We start from the raw sequence: 23,620 nt of genomic DNA on the forward strand, positions 1-23,620 counted from the left end.
GCCGCATGACCGATATCCCCAACCACCTCACGATCGTCGACCACCCGCTGGTGCAGCACAAGCTGACCATCATGCGCGACAAGGACACGCCCACGGCGGTGTTCCGGCAATTGCTGCGCGAGATCAGCCAGCTTTTGGCCTATGAGGTCACGCGCGGTCTGCCGATGACGACCAAACGCATCGAAACCCCGATGCAAGAGATGGACGCGCCGACGCTAGACGGCAAAAAGCTGGCGCTGATCTCGATCCTGCGGGCGGGCAATGGTCTGATGGACGGTGTGCTGGAACTGATCCCGTCGGCACGGGTCGGATTTGTTGGTCTTTACCGGGACGAAGAAACGCTTCAGCCGGTGCAGTATTACTTCAAAGTGCCCGAAGGGCTGGATGACCGTCTGGTGATTGCCGTCGATCCGATGCTCGCCACTGGCAACTCCTCGGTTGCAGCAATTGATTTGCTGAAACAAGCGGGCGCCACGAATATCATCTTCCTATGTCTGCTTGCCTCGCCCGAAGGGGTGGCCACGATGAAGAAAGCGCATCCCGATGTGCGGATCGTCACGGCCTCGCTGGACGAAGCCCTGAACGAGAAGGGATATATCATTCCGGGTCTCGGCGATGCGGGTGACCGGATGTTTGGCACCAAGTGATCGGGTAAAATCAGCAATGTAGCGCGCGGTGCTTTACTCAGGCCGCGCGCTGATGCATCGTTCTACCAGATAGTGTGGGGGCATTAGATGACACTTACCAGAAGTATTGCCATGGCGATGATCGTCGCTGCTTTGGGCGTCGGCGGATCGCAGTCGCAGGCCCAAGACAGCCGCAGCCAGCCAGCAGAATTTCCGCCGTCCTCTTACAAGGGCAAGCAATATGTCGACAGCGCGGGATGTGTGTTTATCCGGGCAGGGATCGACGGCAATGTGTCATGGGTGCCGCGCATGAGCCGGGCACGAGATCAAGTTTGCGGCTTTCAGCCAACCGGTGGCGTGCAAACTGCAGCGGCGCCTGCGGCGAAGGTCGCAGTGGCTGAAAAGGTTGCGGTTGAGCCGACACCCGCCAAGCCAGCTCCGACCCGCGTGACCGAAGCATCGGCCGCCACTGCAAAAGCGCGCAAAGCGCCGGTGGCCCGCCCCGCACCGCAAAAGGTCGTGCGCCGGGTGGCCCCTGCGCCGGTACGCACCGCCGCGCCCGTCGTCGTGCGTCAAACCGCGCCGCGTCCTGTGCCCGTGGTGCCGAGCAAACCAGTCACCTTGGCGGCGCCTACATTTGAGGGCACAGCTTGCCCCGACGCGTCGCCCTTGTCCCAACGCTACATGCGGCGCGGTGATGGCTATAGCGTGCGCTGTGGCCCGCAGGCCGAACCTATCGTGACGGGCCGGTTTGCGCCCTCGAGCCCACAGCGCGGCACGGCACCGCAGCCCTACCGCAGCGCGGGTATGATGCCCGGCGTTGTCGCAGCACCCGCACGGATCGTGACGCCTGTTGCAGTCACTGCCCCGGTGGTCACCGCGCCGCCTGCCAAAGCCGTGGGCACCCAGACGCGGATCGTGCCGAAACATGTGGCGATCAACCGTTTGAACACCACCAATGTGAAAGTCCCACACGGCTATAAAAAGGTTTGGGAAGACGATCGTCTGAACCCGCACCGGGCCGAGCAGACCTTGGAAGGCCGCGCTGACATGCTGCTGGTCTGGACCCAGACCTTGCCGCGCCGTTTGGTGAACAAGGCGACCGGCGAAGACGTGACTGCCAAAGTGCCGCTGATTTACCCCTATCTTGATATCGAAACACAGCGTCGCAAACTGGGGCTGGTCAAGATTGTTGAGCGGGACGGCCAAGTGGTGAAACGCGTCGTGCGCTACCGCAATGCCGCGCCGGTGCATCGCGACGCCCGCCCGATCAAAGCAGAGCCGGTCTATTCCAGCCGGTCGACCCCTGTGCCACAGCCAAGCGCAAGCGCGGGTTACGTTCAGGTCGGTGTCTTTGGCAGCCCGGCCAATGCCCAACGCGCGGCACGCCAGATCGCCGGTATGGGCCTGCCTGCCCGCATCGGCAAACAGACACGCGGTGGCAAGACCTATCACAGCGTTCAGGCCGGTCCTATCGCGGGTGGGTCGGTTCAATCGGCGGTAAGCCAGCTGCGCCGGGCGGGATACCGCGACGCCTACCTGCGCCGCTGAGCGTATTGCGAAGACAACAAAGGCCAGCCGTGGTTCCCCCCGGCTGGCCTTTTGCGTTGTGCGGGTCGGTCAACCGCCGCAGATGTTTTGCAATCTCAGCCAATCAGCATCCGACAACAGCGGCGCGGTCAGCTTACCGCTCATCGGATCGCCTTCGATCAGGGGCAGGGTGGTTTCGCCCGTGATGTCGCGCGCATAGCCATAAGGGGTGCTGCGCAACTCAGCCTTGGCAAAGCGGGCCAGCTGCATGTCGACCTGCGGTTTGTTGGCAGCCGGGCGCAGCAGAAGTTGCTCAGCATAGGCATCAAGCGCCTCTGAGGAGATGTCGCCGGTGGTCAACAGTCGGAAGTTCTCACGCAGGCCAACCGCCTCTAGCAGCGCGCGCAAGGGGTCATGTTCTACCCGCAGGACATCTTCGGTCAACACATAGCCCGCGGCGACGTCTGGTTCTTCGTGATCTTCCAGCACCGCGCGGTCGAGCACGATAAGGCGTCCGGGCAGATGAAGGCTCGGACGGGTCATATCGGGCAGGATCGCCACGCGTCCCACCTCCAACCGCTTGGAGAGGCGTGACAGCGCCGCACTGCCCCCCGCGCTTTCGCAGGCAGGGCCAGAGACCCGTTCAAGCCGTTTCAGCAGCGCGGTGCCCAAGGAGGTGCGTTTGACGTCTGGGACCACTTTGATGGCGTGATCGCGCAGTGCGCCGGGCATCCAGAACACCGCGAGCGCGGCCACCACGGCCACAGATGCCGCCATGCCCATCCACCGCAGGCGGCCCGGTTTTGGGCGGCTGCGGTTGATTGCGCGGCGCAGCTTCTCGATGGCCTCGATCATCTGGGTCTCATCGTCGGGCAGTTCCAGCGTTTCACCCGGATCACCGTCAGGATGATAGAGCGCGGGCAGTTGCCCTGCGTTGGCCCGCTCGATCGCCGCAAGCGACCAATGGGTCAGCGCCTGATCCTTAAGATCACTGATCACCAGCGTCGCATCACCGATGGATACGATCACCTCGCGTCGCTGCGCTTCGGGCGTAGCGCGCCAAAGGCCCGTCGCTTCGAGCCGGGCGTATTTTGTCAAGGCGGTCATGGGGTTCTGCTGCGGGCCTGTCAATTTTCGCCACTCTACCACGCGCTGCGGGATCAGCAATGGGAGGTGACATAATGCGCCCCGACTTAGAGCGCTGCGGCCCGTTTTCGAAGTTCAAATTTCTGTATCTTCCCGGTGGAGGTTTTAGGCAACTCGCCAAAAATCACCCGTTTGGGGGTTTTGAACCCGGCAAGGCTTTCGCGGGTGAAGGCAATCAGCGCCTCTTCGGTGGCCTCTGACCCCGGTTTTATCTCAACAAAAGCGCAGGGCACCTCGCCCCATTTGTCATGCGGTTGCGCCACCACGGCGGCCAGATTAACCGCGTCGTGACCCATCAAGACGCCCTCAACCTCAACGCTTGAGATGTTCTCTCCACCAGAAATGATGATGTCCTTGGCCCGGTCAGAGATTTGGATATAGCCGTCGGGATGCTGCACCGCGATGTCGCCGGAGTGGAAATACCCGCCTGCAAAAGCCTCGGCCGTTGCTTCGGGGTTCTTGAGATAACCTTTCATCACCGCATTGCCCCGGATCATGATCTCACCCTGCGCTTTGCCATCGCGCGGGGTTTGGGACATCTCGGCGTCTGTGACGGTGATCTCCTCCATCATCGGCATGGCAATGCCTTGGCGCGCTTTGATCGCGGCGCGTTCGTTTTCTGACAGGGCGTCCCAATCGCTTTGCCAGAGGCATTCGGTGACATGGCCAAAGGTTTCGGTCAGCCCGTAGACTTGCGTGACGTTGAAGCCCAGTTTCTCGATCTTCGACAGGGTTGCGGGGGCGGGGGGCGCACCAGCGGTGAAGACTTCGACCGTATGATCGAAGGCGCGGCGGTCTTCCTGAGCAGCGTTGACCAACATGTTCAGCACGATCGGTGCGCCGCCGAAATGGGTGACGTCGTGATCGGCGATGGCGTCATAGATCGCCGCCGCCGTGATGTCGCGACAACAGACCAGCGTGCCGCCCAGCAGGGGCATCATCCACGTGTGGTTCCAGCCGTTGCAGTGAAACAGCGGCACGATCTGCATAAAGACCGGGCGCAGCACCATCTGCCATGAGACGACCGTGCCCATGGTCATTAGGTAGGCGCCGCGGTGGTGATAAACCACACCCTTGGGCCGCCCGGTGGTGCCAGAGGTATAGTTCAGCGCAAGGCTTTCCCACTCGTCGCTTGGCAAGATCCAATCGAAGGCGGGGTCGCCCTCGGACAGTAGGTCTTCGTAAAGCGGATGGCGGCCTGTGGGCGGGTGCCCCGCATCCGTGTCGGGCACTTCGACAATCGCAGGTGGCGGGCCATCCATGGCAGCGCAGGCGGCCTCGGCTAAAGCGATAAACTCGCTGTCGACCAGCAGCACAACCGCGCCGCCATGATCAAGGATGTAGGACACCGTGCCCACATCGAGCCGGATGTTGATGGTATTAAGCACCGCACCGCAGGCGGGTACGCCAAAATGCGCTTCGGCCTGTGCGGGCAGGTTGGGAATGAGCGTGGCCACGACATCGCCCGGAGCAACGCCCAACTTTACAAGCGCAGAGGCCAGCCGAGTGCAGCGGTCATGGTACTGCGCATAGGTGGCGTGGTGGTTGGCATAGATCACCGCCGTTTGGGTCGGAAAGACCTGTGCCGCGCGACGCAGATGTGACAGCGGCGTCAGCGGCACAAAGTTCGCCGCGCATTTATCCAGCCCGCGCTCGTCTGTCATCCACCCCATGCGACCCCTCCCAAGGCATTGGTTGCGATTTAGGGTTGAGTATTGCTGCTGAGGCGTGACTTTGCAAAGAGGGCAGGACGCGAAAAGGAGGATTGATGCAGGACGTAGCGGTAAAATCAGGCATGGCGGCGCTATGCGCGGTGGGCGGCATGGCGGCATTGGGGCTCACGGATAACTTTGTGCCCTATATTTCTGAGCGCGGCTCGCTCTGGCAGTTCCATTTTGTGCGCGGGATCATGGCGGTGGCGATCCTCGCGGTGTTGGCGGCTTTTGGCCTTGGCATATTGCGTCCGCTGCGGTTCTGGGCGGTGGTCGGACGAAGCCTTTTCCAGGCTGGGGCCATGTTGATCTATTTCGGCTGTCTGGCATTTTTGCCTATCGGCGTTGTGGTGGCGGGGCTGTTCACCTCGCCGCTGTTCGTGTTGATGATCTCGGCCCTGTTTCAGGGCAAACGCGTCGGGCGCTGGCGGTGGGGTGCCGTGGCCGTGGGCTTTGCCGGGGCGTTGATGGTGATCCGACCCGACCCGTCCGACCTTGATCCCGTGGCCTTTCTGCCGCTTCTGGCTGGGGTGCTCTATGCCATCGGTGCTGTGGCAACGCGGGCGTGGTGCGAGGGCGAAAGCACCATGGTCATGACCGCCGGGTTCTTTGGCATGTTGGCGGTGATGGGCGGGATTGGCATGCTGATCTTGCCGGGCGCCGAGGTGACGGGGGCGCAAGGCTTCGTCAGCCGCACATGGGGGCCGCTGGATGGGGCGATGTGGTTCTGGATCGCGGTACAGGCCGTGGGCTCGCTGGTGGGCATTGGGCTGTTGGTGCGCGGCTACCAATTGGGCGAGGCCGGGCATGTGGCGATCTTTGAGTATTCGTTGCTAATTTTCGCCAGTTTTTGGGCCTGGGTGCTTTGGGGGCAGACGGTCTCAGCGCTTGGCTTTGTTGGCATGGCATTGATCGCGCTGGCGGGCGCGGTGATTGCCCTGCGCAGCGATGAGCCTTCGACCCTGCGCGCGCCGGAGGCAGTAGAGTGATCATCAGCCGCGGCCGTCGCTACGCCTTTGTGCATATTCCTAAAACTGGGGGCACCTCGCTGGCCTTGGCGCTGGAGGGGCGGGCGATGAAGGACGATCTGATGCTGGGTGACACGCCCAAAGCGCTGAAACGGCGGCGGCGGTTGCAGGGGGGGCAGGCGGCGGGGCGGTTGTGGAAGCATTCCACGCTGGCAGATATCGACGGGCTGGTATCGGCGGAGGAGTTGGACGGGTTGTTCTGCTTCACGCTGGTGCGCAACCCGTGGGATCGGGTGGCAAGCTATTACCGCTGGCTGCGCGGGCAGGGGTTTGAGCATCCGGCGGTGCGTCTGGCCAAGGCGGAGGATTTTGCAGGGTTCCTGCGGCATCCGCAGACGCGTGCGAGTTTGCGGGCGTGGCATGCGCGGCGGTATATGGAGGACGCGGCGGGGCGGGAGCGCTGTGATTTGTATATCCGGTTGGAGCATTTTTCTGAGGATGCGCAGCCGTTGTTTGCGCATCTAGGGTTTGAATTGGAATTGCCACGGGTGAATGCTTCGGCTCGCGAGGAGGCGGCGGCTTACACGCCAGAGTTGCGCGATATCGTGGCCGAGGTCTGCGCCGAGGATATCGCACGGTTTGGCTACGTTTACGGCGGCCCCTAAGCCCGGAACCAAGCCGCAGGCGCCGGGCCATCGCCTGCCCGTCCCGGCGGGCTGGCGATTTGGTGAGGCTGGGTGCGACATTGAGAGCGCACATCATGGCCGAGACATAAAGTGGCATGAACGACCGTAATGATCGCCGACCCGCGGGCAGGCGATGACCCTTGTGGTCCCAATAAAAAGGGGCGCCGAAGCGCCCCGATCTATCAAGCTGCCTTTGTGGCATCCGGGTTGAACCGCCCGTAAAAGCTCTGCCCCTTGCTCGCCATCTCGCGCAGCAACTCCGGGCAAGCAAACCGCTCACCGAACTTCTCAGTCAACTGGTCGCAACGTTCCGCGGCATAGGGCGCGCCGATCATGTCGAGCCAGCTCAGCGGGCCACCGGACCAAGGCGCGAAGCCCCAGCCGAGGATCGCCCCAACGTCACCCTCGCGGATGTCCATCAGCACGCCTTCCTCAAGCGCCCGCACAGCTTCCAGTACTTGGCTGAAGAGCAGTCGGTGCTGCACCTCAATCAGATCGGGCTGCTGCTCGGCCACGGGATACTTGTCCCCCATGCCCTTCCACAGACCCTCGCGCTTGCCCTTGGCGTCATAGCTGTAGAAACCAGCGTTCGCCTTGCGGCCCAAACGGCCCTCGCTCTCCATCCAGAAGACCAGCGGGTCGATGTCATCGTTCGGATAGTCCGCACCCATCGCTGCCTTGGTCGCGCGGGCAATCTTGGCGCCGAGATCAATCGAGGTCTCGTCCATCAACTGCAACGGCCCCAGCGGCATGCCAACGAGCTTGGCGGCATTCTCGATCAACGCGGGCTCAACGCCCTCTTGGACCATGCGCACACCCTCGTTGATATAGGGGATGATGCAGCGGTTGGCGTAGAAGAAGCGCGCGTCGTTCACCACGATCGGCGTCTTGCGGATCTGGCGCACATAGTCGAGCGCCTTGGCCACGGCCCGGTCGCCGGTCTGCTTGCCCTTAATGATCTCTACCAGCAGCATCTTTTCAACGGGCGAGAAGAAGTGGATCCCGATGAACTGCTCCTGACGGCTCGACGCTTTCGCCAGATCGGTGATCGGCAGGGTCGAGGTGTTAGAGGCAAAGATGCAATCTTCGGGGATCACGGCTTCGACTTTCTGGGTCATCTCAGCCTTCACTTTGGGGTCTTCGAAAACGGCCTCAATGATTAGGTCACAGCCTTTCAGCGCATCCAGATCGGTGGTCGCAGTGATCAGGTTCAGCGCGGCCTCTTTCTTCTCCGCGGTCGATTTCTTCCGGGCGATGCCCTTGTCGAAATAGCTCGCGGAATAGGCTTTGCCCTTATCGGCGGCTTCCTGCGTCTGGTCGACCAGTACGACTTCGATGCCCGCTTGGGCCGACACCAGCGTGATGCCCGCACCCATCATGCCTGCACCCAGAACGCCCAGTTTCTTCACGCGCTGGTCCGGCACACCTTCAGGACGCACAGCACCCTTCTCCAACGCTTCTTTGTTGAGGAAGAGCGAGCGGATCATATTGCCCGAGGACGGGTTCATCAGAACATTGGTGAACCAGCGTGCTTCGATCTTGAGCGCCGTGTCGAAAGGCACCAGCGCACCTTCATAGACCGCCGAGAGCAACGCCTTGGCCGCCGGATAGACGCCCTGCGTCTTGCCGTTGACCATGGCCGAGGCACCCACAAAGGTCATGAAACCCGCCGGGTGATAAGGCGCACCGCCGGGCATCTTGTAGCCCTTGGCATCCCACGGTTTCACCAGATCGGCGTCTTTGGCGCCCAACACCCAGTCACGCGCGGCGGCCATCGGGTCATCGCTGACCTCATCCAAAATACCGGCTTTAACGGCAGCGTCGGGGCTGACCATCTTGCCTTCGAGCAGGAAGGGCGAGGCCGCCATCGCGCCAAGCTTGCGCACCATCCGCGTGGTGCCACCGGCACCCGGGAAAATCCCAACGAGGATTTCAGGCAAGCCGATGCGCGCCTTGGGATTGTTGGCGGCAAACGTCCGATGTGTGGCCAATGGTAGTTCCAACCCGATGCCCGCCGCCGTGCCGGGGATCACGCAGGCCACAGGCTTGCCGCCCTTGTTGGTCTTCGGGTCCATACCTGCGCGTTCGATCTTGCGCAGCAGGGCGTGCATTTTCATCGTGCCCTCGAACAGCCCCTTGGCCGGATCGTCGCCCGCATCGTCTTTCATCTTGGCCAGCAGGTTGAGGTCCATGCCGCCGGCAAAAGACCCTTCCTTGCCAGAGGTGATGATGATGCCCTTCACGGCGTCATCGGCCAGCGCATCGTCGATGTGCGTTTCCAGATCACGCAGCCCGTCAAAGGACATCACGTTCATGCTCTTGCCCGGCACGTCCCATGTGATGGTGGCGATGCCCTCGGCGTCTTTATTCAATGTAAAATCGGTCATTGGTCTCTCCCTCAAATGGGTTAGGGGCGCTGAAACGTGTAGCCAGCGAATTTTTCCAGCAGCGTCTCGATCAGGGCCAGCGTGGCTTCGGGGCCCGCGTCACAGTCATCGGCACTGAGCAGGATGCGTTTGGACTGGCCAAAGGCTTCGCGGTCAAAGCTGTCACTGGGATCGTCGCGGTGTTTGAAGAATAGGGCAGGGTCGGTGCTATAGAGCCGCACATAATCGCCACCGCGTTCGACCTTGATCTGCAGGTCCGGCGTGCCACGGGCCGCGGCAAGCGCCGCAACCGCGTGGAAAGGATGATCCGAGGCCATTAGACGCGCTCGATGATGGTTGCGGCACCCATGCCGGACGCGATGCAAAGCGTGGCGAGGCCCACTTCCTTGTCCGCGCGTTCCATCTCATCGAGCAGAATGCCGATGATCATCGCACCGGTGGCCCCCAGTGGGTGACCCATGGCAATGCCGCCGCCGTTCACGTTCACCTTGCTATCGTCCACGTCAAAGGCCTGCATGAAACGCATGACAACGGCGGCAAAGGCTTCGTTGACCTCGAACAGATCAATGTCACCGATATTCATGCCGTTGTCCTTGAGGATTTTCTCGGTCACCGGGACCGGGCCGGTCAGCATGATGGTCGGGTCGGTGCCGATCTTGGCCGTGGCGCGGATGCGGGCGCGGGGCTTCAGACCGTGTTTTTCACCAAACTCCTTGTTGCCGATCAACACGGCAGCGGCCCCATCAACGATGCCGGACGAGTTGCCGGCGTGGTGGATATGGTTGATCCGCTCCAGATGCGGGTATTTCATCAGCGCAATTTTGTCGAAGCCGGGCATGACTTCACCCATCTGCTGGAACGCCGGGTTCAAGCCGCCAAGCGACTGCATATCGGTTTGCGGGCGCATGTATTCGTCACGGTCCAAAATCGCGAGGCCGTTCTGATCGCGCACGGTGATCACGGATTTGTCAAAGCGGCCCTCTTCCCAAGCCCGCGCCGCGCGCTGCTGAGACTGCATGGCCAATTGATCCGCCTCATCGCGGGTGAAGCCGAACTCGGTCGCGATAATGTCCGCCGAGATGCCCTGCGGGACGAAGTATTTCTCCATCGCCAGCGTTGGGTCTACGGCAATCGCCGCACCATCAGCGCCCATGGCCACGCGGCCCATCATCTCGACCCCGCCCGCGATATAGCCGTCACCCGCGCCGCCTCTGACTTGGTTGGCGGCAAGGTTCACAGCTTCCATACCAGAGGCGCAGAAACGGTTGATCGCCAAACCGGGGATGCGCTCATCTAGGTCCGAGGCCAGCACGGCAGAGCGGGCCAGACAGCCGCCCTGTTCCATGACTTGGGTCACATTGCCCCAGATCACATCCTCAACAGCGTGACCTTCAAGGTTGTTGCGCTCCTTGAGGGCATTCAGCGTCAAGGCCGAGAGGCGCAGCGACGTGACTTCGTGCAGCGCGCCGTCCTTGCGGCCTTTGCCACGGGGGGTGCGCAGGGCGTCGTAGATATAAGCGTCTTGGGTCATGTTCATGTCCTCCGGGATCAAGCGCGGTCAGCAGGGCTGCCGGGCATCAGGTCGTATGGGGCTTTCCAGCCCGGTGTTTCACTCAGACGCGTGAGCCACGCGTCGATATGCGGCCAGTCGCTACGGTCGAAGCCGAAAGGTTCGGGGTAATAAAGATACCCGCAACAGCTCAGGTCCGCGTTGGTTAATTCGTCGCCCACGATCCAGTCGCGGCCATCGAGATGATCGTTCAGCACTGCGTAGGCTGCCTTAAGCCGTCCTTGGCTAAAGGCGATGACCTCTGCAGGGCGTTTGTCCTCGGGTAGAAAGTTCATCAAAAAACGAGTCATCCCGGCCACGCCACTAAGCTTGTGGTTATCCCATAGCACCCACCGCAGGATTTCACGCCGTTCCGTCGCGTCGCGCCCGCCGAATTTTCCTGACTTTTCCGCTACGTAATCCTGAATTACACCCGATTGGGTTAGGCGCAGATCACCGTCGACCATCACTGGCGCTTCGCCCATATTATTGATCTCTGCGCGGTAATCAGGCTGGCGCGTCTGGCCGCCGAAGAAATCTACCTTCACCGGCTCCCAGTCTAGTCCTGAGAGTTCCAAAGCGAGCGCAGCTTTGTAGGCATTACCGGATTCACCAAAGCAATAGAGCTGAATGGTCACGTTGTTCTCCTCCTCATTCTGTTGGCGCCCGCTGCACATTCGGACGGTATTTTTAAAAGGATGAAGGGGGCAGAGTGGGCCATATCTTCATCCTTTCTTAAATACCTCTGCGCGGCGGTCGGGCCCTGGCGCGCGGTTAAAGGCTGCGCGCGATCAGTTCCTTCATGATCTCATTGGTGCCACCATAGATCCGTTGCACCCGCGCGTCGGCCCACATTTCACCAACGGCATATTCCTGCATGAAGCCGTAGCCGCCGTGCAGTTGCAAGCACGCATCGAGCACTTCGCCTTGGGTGTCGGTGAGCCAATATTTCTGCATCGCGGCTTTATCGACGGTCAACTCGCCGCGCAGGTGCTCGCTGATGCATTCGTCGAGGAATGCCCGCGACACGGCGGTCTTGGTTTTGACCTCGGCCAATTGGAAGCGGGTGTTCTGAAACTGAGTCAGCGGGCCGCCGAAGGCTTCGCGCTCTTTGCAGTAGGCGATCGTGCGGGCCACGGCGCCTTCCATCGCTCCCACCGCGCCGCAGCCGATGATCAGCCGTTCTTGGGGAAGTTGCTTCATCATCTGGTAGAAGCCTTGGCCTTCTTCTTGGCCGAGGATGTTTTCGGGCGCAATTTCGACGTTGTCGAAGAACAGTTCCGAGGTGTCCGCCGCGGGCAGGCCGATCTTGTCGAGGTTGCGGCCGCGTTGAAAACCCTGTGCGCCGCCGGTTTCGACGACGACGAGCGAGACGCCTTTGGAGCCTTCCTTGGGATCGGTCTTGGCGGCGACAATGATTAGGTTTGCGTGTTGGCCGTTTGTGATGAAAGTTTTTTGGCCCGACAGTTTATACGCATTGCCGTCGCGCACGGCCTTGGTCTTGATCCGCTGCACGTCAGAGCCGGTGGAGGGTTCGGTCATCGCGAGTGCGCCGACAAGCTCGCCCGAAACCATCTTGGGCAGCCAGCGTTTCTTCTGGTCTTCGGTGCCATAGGCGAGGATGTAATGCGCCACGATGCCGGAATGGATGCCGTGGCCCCAAGAGGCGAGGTTGGCGCGGGAGCCTTCGATTAGGATCGCGGCTTCGTGGCCAAAATCACCACCGGCGCCGCCGTATTCTTCGGGCACTGAGGGGCAAAGCAGGCCGAGCTCACCGGCTTGGACCCATGTCTCGCGGTCCATCTGGCCTTGCTTGCGCCATTTCTCGAATTTGGGCGCCCATTCGGTGTTGATGAACTGCGCCGTCATATCGGCGATCATCTGGTGTTCATCGGTCATCCATGTGGATGTTTTGTTCTGCATCTTCTGGCCCCCTCCCCAAGGGTTCAGCGTTTGCGGGCATCCAGTTCAGCGTTGAACAGGCGCAGCCGCGCGGTCAGGTTTTCTTCGTTCATGACCGAGTTGAAATTCTCGAACAGGAACGACAGTGCTTCCCCTTCATCAAGACCTGCATCCGTGCTGAACTTCTTGAGCCTGCGGTAGCCTTCTTCGGTCATAGCGACGGGGAAGCGGCGGGTCAGGCGGAAGCGTTTGGGCATGGTCTCTCCGGGTGTTGGGCAGGGTGGGGGCGTACCCCCACCACCCGTTTTAGAAGTTTGCGGCCTCCAGCGCCATGACTGTGTCCGCGCCCGATTGGATGCGGGTCAGGTGCAGGGCCGTGGCGGGCAGTTGCCGTGCCATATAGTAGCGCCCGGTTGCGAGTTTCGTCTCGTAGAACGTGGCGTCGCCGCTGCCGGTCTTGAGGGCTTCTTTCGCAGCCAAACCCATTTTGGCCCACATCAGGCCCAAGCAGACATGGCCGAACATATGCATGAAGTCATTGGAGCCCGCGAGCGCGTTGTTGGGGTTCTTCATGCCGTTCTGCATGAAGTACATGCCCGCCGATTGCAGGTCTTTGCTCGCTGCTTTCAATGGGTCAAGGAAGGCCGCGTCGAACTCGGCGTCTTGGCCTGCGTTGTCTTTAATGAAGCCTTTGACCAGATCGAAGAAGGCCATGACGTGTTTGCCGCCGTCTTGGGCCAGTTTGCGACCCACGAGGTCCAGCGCCTGCACGCCGTTGGCGCCTTCGTAGATCTGGGCGATCCGGGCGTCGCGGGTGAACTGGGACATGCCCCATTCTTCGATATAGCCGTGGCCGCCGTAGACCTGCTGGGCCTTCACGGTCATGTCGTAGCCTTGATCGGTCAGGAAACCCTTGATGACAGGCGTTAGCAGCGACACCAGACCGTCGGCGTCTTTGTCATCGGCGCGGTGGGCGGCGTCGATCATCGTCGCACCCCAGAGGATGAAGGCGCGGGCGGCTTCGACAAAGCTTTTCTGGTCCATCAGAGAACGGCGGATGTCGGGGTGTACGATCAGCGGGTCAGCCGCTTTTTCGGGCGCCACGGCACCGGTCACGGCGCGGCCTTGCAGGCGATCGTTGGCGTAGATCACCGCGTTTTGGTAGGCGACTTCTGCCTGTGCCAGACCCTGCATGCCGACGCCGACGCGGGCCTCATTCATCATGGTGAACATAGCGCGCATGCCTTTGTGCTCGGTCCCCAGCAGGTAGCCGGTGGCACCGTCGTAGTTCATCACGCAGGTTGAGTTGCCGTGGATGCCCATTTTTTCCTCAATGGAGCCGACGGAGACGCCGTTGCGCTCGCCAAGGCTACCGTCTTCCTTGACCATGAACTTCGGCACGATGAAGAGCGACACGCCCTTGATGCCCTCAGGCCCACCTTCGATCTTGGCCAGCACCAGATGGATGATGTTGTCGGCCATGTCGTGTTCGCCCGAGGAGATGAAGATCTTCTGGCCGGAGATTTTGTAGCTGCCGTCGTCCTGTGGGACTGCTTTGGTGCGCATCAGGCCCAGATCGGTGCCGCAATGCGGCTCGGTCAGGTTCATGGTACCGGTCCATTCGCAGGAGACCATCTTGGGCAGATAGGTGTCTTTCTGTGCGTCGGTGCCATGGGCGAGGATCGCGGAGGCCGCGCCGTGGGTCAGGCCTTGGTACATGGTAAAGGCTTGGTTCGCGGCAGAGAACATCTCGCCGACGGCGGTGCCGATGACATAAGGCATGTTCTGCCCGCCGTATTGCTCGGGCATGTCGAGACCGGGCCAGCCACCTTCTTTGACCTTCTCAAAGGCTTCTTTGAAACCCTTGGGCGTATAGACCACACCATTTTCCAGACGGCAGCCTTCCTTGTCGCCCACGGCGTTCAGCGGAGCGAGGACTTCGGAGGTCAGCTTGCCCGCTTCGTCAAGGATGGCGGCGGTGAAATCAGGCTCCAGCTCATCATAGCCGGGTGTCTTGCTTTCGGTGACTTTCAGCACGTCATGCAGAACGAATTGCAGGTCTTTGGTGGGGGCTGTGTAGCTGGGCATCTATGCTCTCCGGGTGGTCTTTTTATGGGTGTTAATAATTATTCGGCGGCGCGGCGCGGTTGGTTCATGGAGGCGATCATCTTTTCCCCCCATTTTAACTGGTCTTTGAGGTCGTCGATGGCCTCGTTCAGCTCTTCGCGGCGCAATTCTAGATCGGCCAATCGGGCGCGGGCCACGTCATAAGCGGCGGCGATTTGAGTCTGCTGTTGGTCGCCCATGTGGTATAGGTCGAGCAACTGGCGAATTTCTTCGAGGCTGAACCCAAAACGTTTGCCGCGCAGGATCAGCTTGAGCCGGGCGCGATCGCTTTTGGTGAACAGCCGTTTCTGACCTTCCCGCAGCGGGAAGAGCAACTCTTTCGCCTCATAGAAGCGCAGGGTGCGGGGGGTCACTTCAAAGGCGTCGCACATCTGGCGAATGGTCAGCGTGTCGGCGGTCATCTCATCACTCTCCAATGGTCGTTTCAGGACTTTAGGTGGGGACTGGCGTTTCTGTTACAACGGAAGCTGACGTTGACGTAAGCGATACGTTGCGTCACTTTGTGCGCGAGGGAACGACCGTTTGGTTTGACATGCGCTGCGGGGGCGGGCTGTCCGCTCCACGGCGCTGGGCATCGGAGTGGACGGGAGATGATCGACCTCAATCAACATAGTCCCAAAACGCTGGATGAGCTGGTTCAGTGTTGTCAGGACGCTATGACCGCAGCGAGCCTATTGGCTTGTGGGCTGGCCTATTATCAACCGCATGGGATCGATTTGGTGAGCTATCATGGCGATAGCACAGGCGCGCCGGCAATCCTCTATCGGTATGAGGCGACGGGTGCGGAGACGCCCCGGTGGCATTCGCGGTTCTTGGACGTAGAGACGCTACGCGAAAGCCCTGTCGAAGCCATAGCCCGACAGCAGGTTCTGCCAGTCTATTGGTCAGCCGTGTCCAAAGAAGCCCGCCTTACCCGCGCTGAGCGTGCATATATGGACAGGCTGCTGGGGCGGTATCCAAATGACGGCATTTCCCTAAAGGTCCACGGCCCTGGCGGAGATTCTGCCGTCGTGGGGTTGGGATTTGCGGCGAAACAGGCGCGTTTGTCATCAATTGCGCTCTATAAACTTCTTTGTGCCGCCCAGATTGCGCACCTGCGGTATTGCGCTTTGGCCGAGAGCCAATCGCCCCGTGATTTTGGCCTCTCTCCGCGTGAAGTTGAGGTGTTGGAGTGGATTGCTACCGGCAAAAGCAACGGTGTCATCGCTGAAATACTTGGGATTTCGCCGCATACGGTGGATACGATCGTGCGCCGAATTTTTGCCAAGCTCGACGTGAACGATCGTACCACCGCAGCCATTCGGGGGCTGGGGGCAGGACTGCTGCGCCGTCCAAAAGACAATGCGCCGTAACGGGTACCATAATAGCATGCTGTGCTGTCGCGTGACTGCGTGACATGACCCCGGCGGGGGCGCTCTGTAGGTCAGGGAACTTGACCTAGAAAGGCGTGAGGTATGTCGGACGAAAACGAGAAGACAGGCACAGGTAACGGGACTGGAAACGGTTCTGACCAAAAGACGCGCCAACGTGTGGTCACGGACCTCAAAGCCGCGTCGGAGATCATTGAGAATAGCGCCTTTGATCTGGCCGGAGCCGCAAACCCAGATACGGTGTCTGACCTCATTCGTATTGCCGCTGATTTGCAAATGCTCATCAGGCAACTGTCTCAGCGCAGCAGTCACTGAACTCTCGCAGGAGGGCGGGGGTTAGCCTTGGCCCGATCCGATTGCTGCGGCGGTGTCATCACGCAGCTTTTGCAATTCTGCCATCGCTTCGTCCAACTGACGGCGTTGCTCGGCCAATTCTGACAGTTGTCCATCCGCCATAGTCACCCACGCGCGCATCTGTGCCTCTGTGCCCTCTTTTTCGTAGATCAACAGCCACTGGCGGATGTCTTCCAGCGCAAAGCCAAACTTGCGGCCGCGTAGGATCAGCTTCATCCGCGCGCGTTCGCGCGGGCCATAGAAACGAGAGCGCCCTTCGCGGTGCGGCTGTAGCAATTCGATATATTCGTAATAGCGCAAGGTGCGTGGCGTCACGTCGAATGCGGCGCACATCTCTTTGAATGTCAGGCGTTCATCGTCCAAAGTGTTTTCCCCCTTCAGGCAAACTATTGTCAGCCGCGGGGATGCGCAACAGGTGGTCTTGCCCTTTCGCTATCCCCCCGTGATAAAGGTCGAAATCAGATACACGAGGTCGAGCCGCATGTCGGACAAGTTGAAGATGGCACGACAGTTCATTCAAGCGTTGCCCCATTCTATGGCGCTTGGGATGGAGCTGCAGGAGCTGGGTGACGGCTCTGCCGAGATCACGATGCCCTATGATGAAAAACTCATCGGCGACCCGAAGACTGGCGTGATCAGCGGTGGGGCGGTCTCGGCCTTGATGGACACCTGTTGTGGGGCGGCAGTGATGAGCCATCCCAGCAATCCCGCCGCGACTGCGACGATGGATTTGCGCATTGAATACCTGCGCGCGGCAAAGCCCGGGCAGACGATCACGACCCGCGCGACCTGCTATCACGTCACCCGCTCGGTCGCCTTTGTGCGCGCCACGGCGACTGATGAAGATGCCGAAAACCTTGTCGCCACGGCCACCGGAACCTTCACCGTGGAGGGCCACAAATGACCAAACACCGCAAGCCAGAGCCAGTACAGGTCGTCAAACAGCGCCGCGACGGGGTGCTGCGCGCCATGGTCGAAGGCGTGCCCTATATCCGCTTTCTTGGTATCGAGTTTGAGCGCCGGGGCGATGAGCTGACTGGGGTCATGCCCTTTTCCGAGCAGTTGATCGGCAACCCTATCTTGCCCGCCCTGCATGGCGGGGCGACGGCAGCTTTCCTTGAGGTCACGGCGATCATCACGCTGAGCTGGGGGTTGATCTGGGAAGACATGGAAAGCGGCGCGCTTGATCTGGATAATCTGGACAGTGACCACCTGCCACGGCTGCCAAAGACGATTGATTTCACAGTGGACTATCTGCGCACCGGTCTGCCGCGCGACGCTTATGCGCGGGCGCGGATTAACCGCTCGGGCCGGCGCTATGCCTCGGTTCATGTTGAGGCGTGGCAGGACAACCGCAGCCGTATATTTGCACAGGCCACCGGCCATTTCCTAATGCCGCAACGGCGTGGCTGAGGCCGGCGCAGAGGCCGAGCCGCTCACCGACGCTGAAGTGCGCGCGGTTGAGCGTGGCACACTGGCCGCGCGTGATGTGGTGACCCATCGCCGGGTGCTGAAGATTGCCCTGCCCATCGTGATTTCTAACGCCACCGTGCCGATCCTCGGCGCGGTTGATACGGGCGTGGTGGGGCAGCTGGGCGCAGCGGCCCCGATTGGCGCGGTGGGGCTAGGGGCGATTATCCTCTCGGCGCTGTACTGGATTTTCGGCTTCTTGCGCATGGGCACTGTCGGGCTGACTGCTCAGGCGGCGGGCAATGGCGATGACGGGGAAGTCGCGGCTCTGCTGACGCGCGGTCTGCTGATCGGCGCGGGTGCGGGGCTCGTGCTCATGGCATTACAATTGCCGCTCTTCTGGGCCTCCTTTCAGGTCGCCCCGGCCTCTGCCGAAGTTGAAGGGCTGGCGCGGCAGTATATGGCGATCCGCATCTGGTCTGCGCCCGCCGCCATTTCGATCTATGCGATCACCGGCTGGCTGATTGCCCAAGAACGCAGCCGCGCGGTGCTGGTGTTGCAGGTCTGGATGAACGGGCTGAACATCCTGCTTGATCTGTGGTTTGTGCTGGGCCTCGGCTGGGGTGTCGAAGGCGTCGCAATTGCTACCTTCCTTGCGGAATGGAGCGGGGCGGCATTAGGGCTGTGGTTCTGCCGCGCGGCCTTTGCCGGGGTGGCCTGGCGCGACTGGGTGCAGGTCTTTGACGGGCCGCGCTGGAAACGGATGATGCAGGTGAACACTGACATCCTGATCCGCTCGCTGCTGTTGCAGGCGATCTTTGTCTCGTTCCTTTTCATGGGGTCGGGCTTGGGCGATGTGACGCTAGCCGCCAATCAGGTGCTGCTGCAATTCCTGATGATCACCGCTTACGGCCTTGATGGTTTCGCCTTTGCCGCCGAAGCGATCGTAGGCCGGGCGTTTGGTGCGGGCCAGCGCGAAGTGCTGCGGCGCGGGGCGCTACTGACCTCGGGCTGGGCGCTGTTGGTGAGTGCTGTGATGGCCGTGGCCTTTGCGGTTGGCGGTGGCCTAATCATCGACTTGATGGCCAAAGCGTCCGACGTGCAGGACCTCGCGCGGGTCTATTTGCCCTATATGGTTGCGGCTCCGCTGCTGGGCTGTGCGGCCTTCATGCTCGATGGGATCTTCATCGGCGCCACCCGCTCGCGCGATATGCGCAACATGATGCTGGTGTCGTTCTTGATCTATGTCGCCGTAGCGTTGCTGTTGGTGCCGACTCTGGGCAACCACGGGCTGTGGATTTCGCTGCTGGTGTCCTTCGTGGTGCGGGGCGTCACATTGGGGCTGCGCTATCCGGCGTTGGAGCGCGCGGCGGGTTAGAGCAGCACCCGTACCGCTTCGGGCGGGCGGCCAATCACGGCGCGACCTTGGGCAAAGGCGATGGGGCGTTCGATCAGGATCGGATGGGCGGCCATCGCATTAAGCAACATATCATCAGAGCTGTCCTTGGTCAGGTTCAACTCTTTAAAGACCTTTTCGCCCGTCCGGAGCATCTCGATAGCGCGCAGGCCGAGAGTGTCGCGGGCGGCCACGATCTCATCCCGTGTCGGCGCGTCTTCGAGATAGCGGCGGACGGTCACGGGCGCTCCGGCTTCTTCAATCAACGCCAAGGTCTGGCGGGACTTTGAGCAGCGCGGGTTGTGCCACAGGGTGATCATAGCCAGTCCTCACGCTTGCTGCCCACAGCTTCGGCCACAGTGGCAAAGCCATCGCGGGCGAGCAGCGTCTCCAGCCCGGAGGTAATCTCACGCACCAGTCCAAGGCCGCCAAACACCAGCGCCGTATAGAGTTGCAGCGCCGAGGCACCTGCGCAGATCTTGGCATAGGCGGTTTCGGCGTCTGATACGCCACCGACGCCAATCAGCGGGATGTCGGTCAGCCCGGCGAGCCGTGCCAGAACGCGGGTCGAGCGCTCAAACAGCGGTGCGCCGGAAAGGCCACCGGCCTCGCTCGCGTGGGCGCTGGCAAGGCCGGTCCGGTCGAGTGTCGTATTGGTCGCGATAATGGCAGCGACGCCCGAATTTTGGGCGACCTCGGCCACGTCCTCAATCTCTGCCGGGCTGAGATCGGGGGCGATTTTCAGAAACACGGGCGTCGCACCGCGCACCTCCATCACCCCTTCGAGCAGGGCCGACAGCGCCGCTTTGCCCTGAAGGTCGCGCAGCTTCTCGGTATTGGGAGAGGAGACGTTCACCGTTGCGAAATCGACGTGATTGCGCGCGGCGGTCATCACGCGGGCGAAGTCGGCGGCGCGGTCGGGGCTGGTCTTGTTCGCGCCAAGGTTCAGCCCCACCGGAACGCCAGCACCGCGCCGCGAAAGCCGCGCGCAGATCGCCTCCATCCCGTCGTTGTTAAAGCCAAAACGGTTGATCGCCGCGCGGTCTTCGGTCAGGCGAAACAGACGCGGACGTGGGTTGCCGGGTTGGGGCAGGGGCGTGGCAGCCCCCACTTCGATAAAGCCAAATCCAGCCCGGCTGAGCGGAGCCACGGCGGTCGCGTTTTTGTCAAAGCCCGCCGCCAGCCCGACGGGGTTCGGCAGATCAAGCCCGGCGATCGTTGTGTGCAAACGTGCAGAGGTCTGAGGGCCGGGGGACGGGGCCAGACCCGACCGCAAGGCCCGGATCGCCAAACCATGGGCCGCTTCAGGATCAACCCGGTGCAGCGCGCTGAGGCCCATTTTTTCGATCAGCGGCATCATGCGCTTGCTTCGCCTAGTCCGGCGGGGAATTCATGCGCGCCCTCCACCAAGGGCAAGGGCTGTGCCCAGACCACATCGCCCAGTTTAAGCTGGCGGTAGAGATGCGGAAACAACGCGCCCCCGCGCGAGGGCTCCCATTTCAGCGCATCGCCCAGCGTCTCGGCCTCAATGGCGAGCAGAAACAGGCCATCGACCCCGGCGAAATGTTTGGCAGCAGTCTCTTCAGCCTGTTCGGCGGTTGAGAAATGCACATAGCCGTCGGTTACATCAATCGGCGCCCCATCGGTGGCCCCATCTTTGCGCAGCGCCGCCCATTCGTCGGCGCGGAATATCTTAAAAATCAGCATAACTTCTGATGCCCGCCGGGCGGGGCGGGGTCAAGACCTGTGGCTGACCATAGGGCAGGCGATATGACCTTTGACACAGGCCGAACCGCGCGCCACGATACCGGCATAACAACCAACAGGGGAACTATCATGAAACGATTCCTGACTGCGACCGCAGCACTGGCGCTGACCAGTGGCATGGCGGCGGCTGAGTATAATCTCACCATTTTGCACACCAATGATTTTCACGCGCGGTTTGAGCCGATCAGCAAATACGACGGTCCCTGCGGTGCCGAAGACAACACAGCGGGTGAATGTTTCGGAGGATCTGGCCGTTTGATGACCGCGATCACCGAGGCGCGCGAGCGTGCAGGCAACAGCATCCTTGTGGATGGCGGCGACCAGTTTCAGGGCACGTTGTTCTACACCCAGTACAAGGGCGCATTGGCCGCCGAGATGATGAACCAGATGGGCTATGATGCGATGACCGTGGGCAACCACGAATTTGACGATGGCCCCGAAGTGCTGCGCGGCTTTATGGACGCCTTGGAATTCCCGGTGCTTATGTCCAATGCCGATGTCTCTGGCGAGCCGCTGCTGGCCGACAAGCTGGCCAAATCGACCGTGATCGAAAAGGGGGGCGAACAGATCGGCTTGATCGGCCTGACGCCGCAAGACACGCATGAGCTGGCCAGCCCAGGCGACAATATCACCTTCTCTGACCCGGTAGCCGCCGTGCAGGGTGAGGTCGATCTGCTGATTGCTAGGGGTGTGAACAAAATCATCGTGCTCAGCCACTCAGGCTATGGCGTTGACCAGAAGGTGGCGGCGGAAACCACCGGGGTCGATGTGATCGTGGGCGGCCACACCAACACGCTGCTCAGCAACACGAACGAGCGTGCTGAAGGGCCGTACCCGACGATGGTGGGCGAAACTGCAATCGTGCAGGCCTATGCCTTTGGCAAATTCCTTGGCGAGTTGAATGTGACCTTTGACGATGAGGGCAACATCACCAAGGCCGAGGGCGAGCCGCTGATCATGGACGCGGCCGTGACCGAGGATCAGCCCACCGTCGACCGTATCGCCGAAGCCGCCAAGCCGCTCGAGGAAATCCGCAACCGGGTGGTGGCCGATACAGCCGAGGCAATCGACGGGGAGCGCGGCAGCTGTCGCGCGCAGGAATGCTCAATGGGCAACCTTGTGGCCGACGCGATGCTTGACCGGGTGAAGGATCAGGGCATCGACGTGGCGATTGCCAACTCGGGCGGGCTGCGTGCCTCCATCGACGCGGGCGAGGTGACGATGGGCGAAGTGCTCACCGTGCTGCCGTTCCAGAACACGCTGTCGATCTTCCAAGTCACCGGCGCACAACTGGTTGAGGCGCTGGAGAACGGTGTGAGCCAGCATGAAGAAGGCGCAGGGCGTTTCCCGCAAGTGGCGGGCATGTCCTTTGCCTTTGATCCTAAGGCCGAAGCTGGCAGCCGGATCAGCGATGTGATGATTGCTGGTGCGCCGATTGACCTTGAGAAAACCTATGGTGCCGTCTCGAACAACTACGTTCGCAACGGTGGCGATGGCTATGCGATGTTTAAAGACGCCGCCAATGCCTATGACTACGGCCCAGATTTGGCGGATGTCACGGCGGAGTATTTGGCCAAGGACGGGACATATAAGCCCTATACCGATGGTCGGATCACTATGAAGTAAAACGGGGTCAAACCTGATTTTTGGGGGCGCGTCTGATTTCGGGCGCGCCCTTTTTTTATGCGTGGCTGGCGGCACTTGGCCCCTGTCTTCGATCTGCGGCGCGGGTCGCACTTGCACCTTTGCACCGGCAAGATACACAGGCGGCAGATAAATAGGAGACCACCAATGCTCACCCCGTTCCACCTTGCCTACAACGTCCGTGACCTTGACCAAACCCGCGCCTTTTATGGCGATGTGCTGGGCTGTACTGAGGGCCGCTCGACCGAGACTTGGGTCGATTATTCCTTCTTTGGGCATCAGATTTCCATGCATCTGGGAGAGCCTTTCGCCACGCAGGCCACCGGGAAAGTCGGCGAACACATGGTGCCGATGCCGCATCTGGGCGTGGTTTTGCAGATGGACGATTGGAAGGCGCTGGCAGAACGGCTGAAAGGCGCAAAGGTCGATTTCGTGATCGAGCCTTCGCTGCGGTTTGAGGGTGAGCCGGGTGAGCAAGCGACGATGTTCTTCCGCGACCCGTCGGGCAACCCGATTGAGGTCAAAGGTTTCGCGGATATGGAGCGTGTCTTTGCTCAGTAAAACGGATCGCTAAAACGACAAAGCCCCGCAGCATGGCGGGGCTTTGGTCTTGCGCGAGGCTGCCGCGTTACTGCGTGACGGGCACGTCGAAACTGATCGCCCCTTCAAACTCGGCGTTATCTGATGTTTGGCCCCTGAATGTGGTGGGGGTCTCAGCGGTGATATCGAGCGTATAGCTGCCGTTCACAGGGATTGCGCCGCTGGTCCACGCTTCTGCGTCGCCGGTGACCGTGTGGCCGCCCGTGGCATTGTTGGTGAAAACCACCTGATCGCCCGGTTGCACATGCGAGATTGATGGGAAATAGGCGCCGTCAACGATCAGCACATTGCGGGTTTCGGCGCTTGCGCCGGAAGCTGCGAAAACACTCATGGCAAGGGCCAGAGCACCAGCGCTTTTACGATATGAACTTAGCATCATCTGCTCCTCAAAGTCGCCCGACGCGGGCGGATTGGCCGCTTCAGTATAGGGTGAATGCGGCATAACT

Annotated in this window: 26 protein-coding genes; 11 read left to right on the forward strand and 15 right to left on the reverse strand. The window is 61.1% G+C overall.

Features of this window, described 5'->3' with window-relative positions:
* The first annotated feature begins 14 nt into the window (after window positions 1–14).
* Complete coding sequence (gene upp, locus DSM14862_RS03625) at window positions 15–647, forward strand: uracil phosphoribosyltransferase (RefSeq protein ID WP_113075692.1); 633 nt, start codon at window positions 15–17, stop codon at window positions 645–647.
* 87 nt (window positions 648–734) lie between these two features.
* A complete protein-coding gene (locus tag DSM14862_RS03630; RefSeq protein ID WP_040700916.1) occupies window positions 735–2,177 on the forward strand; it encodes an SPOR domain-containing protein in 1,443 nt (480 codons plus the stop codon).
* 69 nt (window positions 2,178–2,246) lie between these two features.
* On the opposite strand, the gene DSM14862_RS03635 is transcribed toward DSM14862_RS03630, so the two are convergent.
* On the reverse strand, window positions 2,247–3,263 hold the full coding sequence (locus tag DSM14862_RS03635; RefSeq protein ID WP_040700918.1) for a hypothetical protein: 1,017 nt from the start codon (window positions 3,261–3,263) through the stop codon (window positions 2,247–2,249).
* 86 nt (window positions 3,264–3,349) lie between these two features.
* Window positions 3,350–4,975 carry an AMP-binding protein gene (locus DSM14862_RS03640; RefSeq protein ID WP_007119064.1) on the reverse strand — a complete coding sequence of 542 codons (1,626 nt, stop codon included), beginning with the start codon at window positions 4,973–4,975 and terminating at the stop codon, window positions 3,350–3,352.
* Between the two features lie 95 nt (window positions 4,976–5,070).
* Here DSM14862_RS03640 and DSM14862_RS03645 point away from each other — a divergent pair, with 95 nt between their 5' ends.
* The gene (locus DSM14862_RS03645; protein ID WP_007119065.1) at window positions 5,071–6,003 is read left to right on the forward strand and encodes a DMT family transporter; all 933 of its coding nucleotides are present in this window, start codon (window positions 5,071–5,073) and stop codon (window positions 6,001–6,003) included.
* Complete coding sequence (locus DSM14862_RS03650; protein WP_007119066.1) at window positions 6,000–6,647, forward strand: sulfotransferase family protein; 648 nt, start codon at window positions 6,000–6,002, stop codon at window positions 6,645–6,647. The genes DSM14862_RS03645 and DSM14862_RS03650 overlap by 4 nt, the downstream gene beginning before the upstream one ends.
* A gap of 203 nt (window positions 6,648–6,850) precedes the next feature.
* Here DSM14862_RS03650 and DSM14862_RS03655 read toward each other — a convergent pair whose 3' ends face one another.
* The 8 genes from DSM14862_RS03655 to DSM14862_RS03690 all read right to left on the reverse strand — a co-directional run bounded on the left by DSM14862_RS03655 (window position 6,851) and on the right by DSM14862_RS03690 (window position 15,034).
* Window positions 6,851–9,055 carry a 3-hydroxyacyl-CoA dehydrogenase NAD-binding domain-containing protein gene (locus DSM14862_RS03655; RefSeq protein ID WP_007119067.1) on the reverse strand — a complete coding sequence of 735 codons (2,205 nt, stop codon included), beginning with the start codon at window positions 9,053–9,055 and terminating at the stop codon, window positions 6,851–6,853.
* Between the two features lie 20 nt (window positions 9,056–9,075).
* On the reverse strand, window positions 9,076–9,372 hold the full coding sequence (locus DSM14862_RS03660) for a hypothetical protein (RefSeq protein WP_007119068.1): 297 nt from the start codon (window positions 9,370–9,372) through the stop codon (window positions 9,076–9,078).
* Entirely contained in the window at window positions 9,372–10,586 is a 1,215-nt protein-coding gene (locus DSM14862_RS03665) for an acetyl-CoA C-acetyltransferase (protein ID WP_007119069.1), read from the reverse strand. The genes DSM14862_RS03660 and DSM14862_RS03665 overlap by 1 nt, the downstream gene beginning before the upstream one ends.
* 17 nt (window positions 10,587–10,603) lie before the next feature.
* Window positions 10,604–11,242 carry a glutathione S-transferase family protein gene (locus DSM14862_RS03670; protein ID WP_040701006.1) on the reverse strand — a complete coding sequence of 213 codons (639 nt, stop codon included), beginning with the start codon at window positions 11,240–11,242 and terminating at the stop codon, window positions 10,604–10,606.
* 136 nt (window positions 11,243–11,378) lie between these two features.
* Entirely contained in the window at window positions 11,379–12,527 is a 1,149-nt protein-coding gene (locus DSM14862_RS03675) for an acyl-CoA dehydrogenase family protein (RefSeq protein ID WP_040700921.1), read from the reverse strand.
* A 23-nt stretch (window positions 12,528–12,550) separates the two neighbouring features.
* A complete protein-coding gene (locus tag DSM14862_RS03680) occupies window positions 12,551–12,763 on the reverse strand; it encodes a hypothetical protein (protein ID WP_007119072.1) in 213 nt (70 codons plus the stop codon).
* A gap of 49 nt (window positions 12,764–12,812) precedes the next feature.
* Window positions 12,813–14,594: an acyl-CoA dehydrogenase C-terminal domain-containing protein gene (locus DSM14862_RS03685; RefSeq protein WP_007119073.1), complete on the reverse strand. Its 1,782-nt coding sequence runs from the start codon at window positions 14,592–14,594 to the stop codon at window positions 12,813–12,815.
* Between the two features lie 38 nt (window positions 14,595–14,632).
* Entirely contained in the window at window positions 14,633–15,034 is a 402-nt protein-coding gene (locus tag DSM14862_RS03690; RefSeq protein WP_007119074.1) for a MerR family transcriptional regulator, read from the reverse strand.
* Between the two features lie 189 nt (window positions 15,035–15,223).
* Here DSM14862_RS03690 and DSM14862_RS03695 point away from each other — a divergent pair, with 189 nt between their 5' ends.
* Both DSM14862_RS03695 and DSM14862_RS03700 read left to right on the forward strand, forming a co-directional pair.
* Window positions 15,224–15,985: a helix-turn-helix transcriptional regulator gene (locus tag DSM14862_RS03695; protein ID WP_007119075.1), complete on the forward strand. Its 762-nt coding sequence runs from the start codon at window positions 15,224–15,226 to the stop codon at window positions 15,983–15,985.
* Window positions 15,986–16,087: 102 nt separating this feature from the next.
* Window positions 16,088–16,318: a hypothetical protein gene (locus DSM14862_RS03700; RefSeq protein ID WP_007119076.1), complete on the forward strand. Its 231-nt coding sequence runs from the start codon at window positions 16,088–16,090 to the stop codon at window positions 16,316–16,318.
* A 21-nt stretch (window positions 16,319–16,339) separates the two neighbouring features.
* Here the strand turns inward: DSM14862_RS03700 and DSM14862_RS03705 are convergent, their stop codons facing one another.
* Window positions 16,340–16,720: a MerR family transcriptional regulator gene (locus tag DSM14862_RS03705; protein ID WP_007119077.1), complete on the reverse strand. Its 381-nt coding sequence runs from the start codon at window positions 16,718–16,720 to the stop codon at window positions 16,340–16,342.
* Between the two features lie 118 nt (window positions 16,721–16,838).
* Between DSM14862_RS03705 and DSM14862_RS03710 the strand changes: the two genes are divergently transcribed.
* Genes DSM14862_RS03710 through DSM14862_RS03720 form a run of 3 tightly spaced genes read left to right on the forward strand, consistent with a single transcriptional unit; the run spans window position 16,839 to window position 19,145 of the window.
* Window positions 16,839–17,261, forward strand: a complete 423-nt coding sequence (locus DSM14862_RS03710) for a PaaI family thioesterase (RefSeq protein WP_007119078.1) — start codon at window positions 16,839–16,841, stop codon at window positions 17,259–17,261.
* The gene (locus tag DSM14862_RS03715) at window positions 17,258–17,770 is read left to right on the forward strand and encodes a PaaI family thioesterase (RefSeq protein WP_007119079.1); all 513 of its coding nucleotides are present in this window, start codon (window positions 17,258–17,260) and stop codon (window positions 17,768–17,770) included. The genes DSM14862_RS03710 and DSM14862_RS03715 overlap by 4 nt, the downstream gene beginning before the upstream one ends.
* Before the next feature lie 37 nt (window positions 17,771–17,807).
* A complete protein-coding gene (locus DSM14862_RS03720; protein ID WP_407705370.1) occupies window positions 17,808–19,145 on the forward strand; it encodes an MATE family efflux transporter in 1,338 nt (445 codons plus the stop codon).
* On the opposite strand, the gene arsC is transcribed toward DSM14862_RS03720, so the two are convergent.
* The 3 genes from arsC to DSM14862_RS03735 are packed head-to-tail and all read right to left on the reverse strand — an operon-like array spanning window position 19,142 to window position 20,870.
* Window positions 19,142–19,483, reverse strand: coding sequence for an arsenate reductase (glutaredoxin) (gene arsC / locus DSM14862_RS03725; protein ID WP_007119081.1), 342 nt, complete (start codon window positions 19,481–19,483; stop codon window positions 19,142–19,144). The genes DSM14862_RS03720 and arsC overlap by 4 nt on opposite strands.
* Entirely contained in the window at window positions 19,480–20,520 is a 1,041-nt protein-coding gene (locus DSM14862_RS03730; protein ID WP_007119082.1) for a quinone-dependent dihydroorotate dehydrogenase, read from the reverse strand. Before DSM14862_RS03730 ends, arsC begins: the two co-directional genes overlap by 4 nt.
* The gene (locus tag DSM14862_RS03735; protein WP_007119083.1) at window positions 20,520–20,870 is read right to left on the reverse strand and encodes a DUF952 domain-containing protein; all 351 of its coding nucleotides are present in this window, start codon (window positions 20,868–20,870) and stop codon (window positions 20,520–20,522) included. Before DSM14862_RS03735 ends, DSM14862_RS03730 begins: the two co-directional genes overlap by 1 nt.
* A 129-nt stretch (window positions 20,871–20,999) precedes the next feature.
* On the opposite strand from DSM14862_RS03735, the gene DSM14862_RS03740 reads away from it, so the two are divergent.
* On the forward strand, window positions 21,000–22,556 hold the full coding sequence (locus DSM14862_RS03740; protein ID WP_007119084.1) for a bifunctional metallophosphatase/5'-nucleotidase: 1,557 nt from the start codon (window positions 21,000–21,002) through the stop codon (window positions 22,554–22,556).
* Between the two features lie 165 nt (window positions 22,557–22,721).
* Complete coding sequence (locus DSM14862_RS03745; RefSeq protein ID WP_007119085.1) at window positions 22,722–23,135, forward strand: VOC family protein; 414 nt, start codon at window positions 22,722–22,724, stop codon at window positions 23,133–23,135.
* 67 nt (window positions 23,136–23,202) lie between these two features.
* Here DSM14862_RS03745 and DSM14862_RS03750 read toward each other — a convergent pair whose 3' ends face one another.
* On the reverse strand, window positions 23,203–23,616 hold the full coding sequence (locus DSM14862_RS03750; RefSeq protein WP_007119086.1) for a cupredoxin domain-containing protein: 414 nt from the start codon (window positions 23,614–23,616) through the stop codon (window positions 23,203–23,205).
* Window positions 23,617–23,620: the final 4 nt, after the last annotated feature.

The sequence above is a fragment of the Sulfitobacter indolifex genome (assembly GCF_022788655.1).
In the GTDB taxonomy this organism is placed as follows: domain Bacteria; phylum Pseudomonadota; class Alphaproteobacteria; order Rhodobacterales; family Rhodobacteraceae; genus Sulfitobacter; species Sulfitobacter indolifex.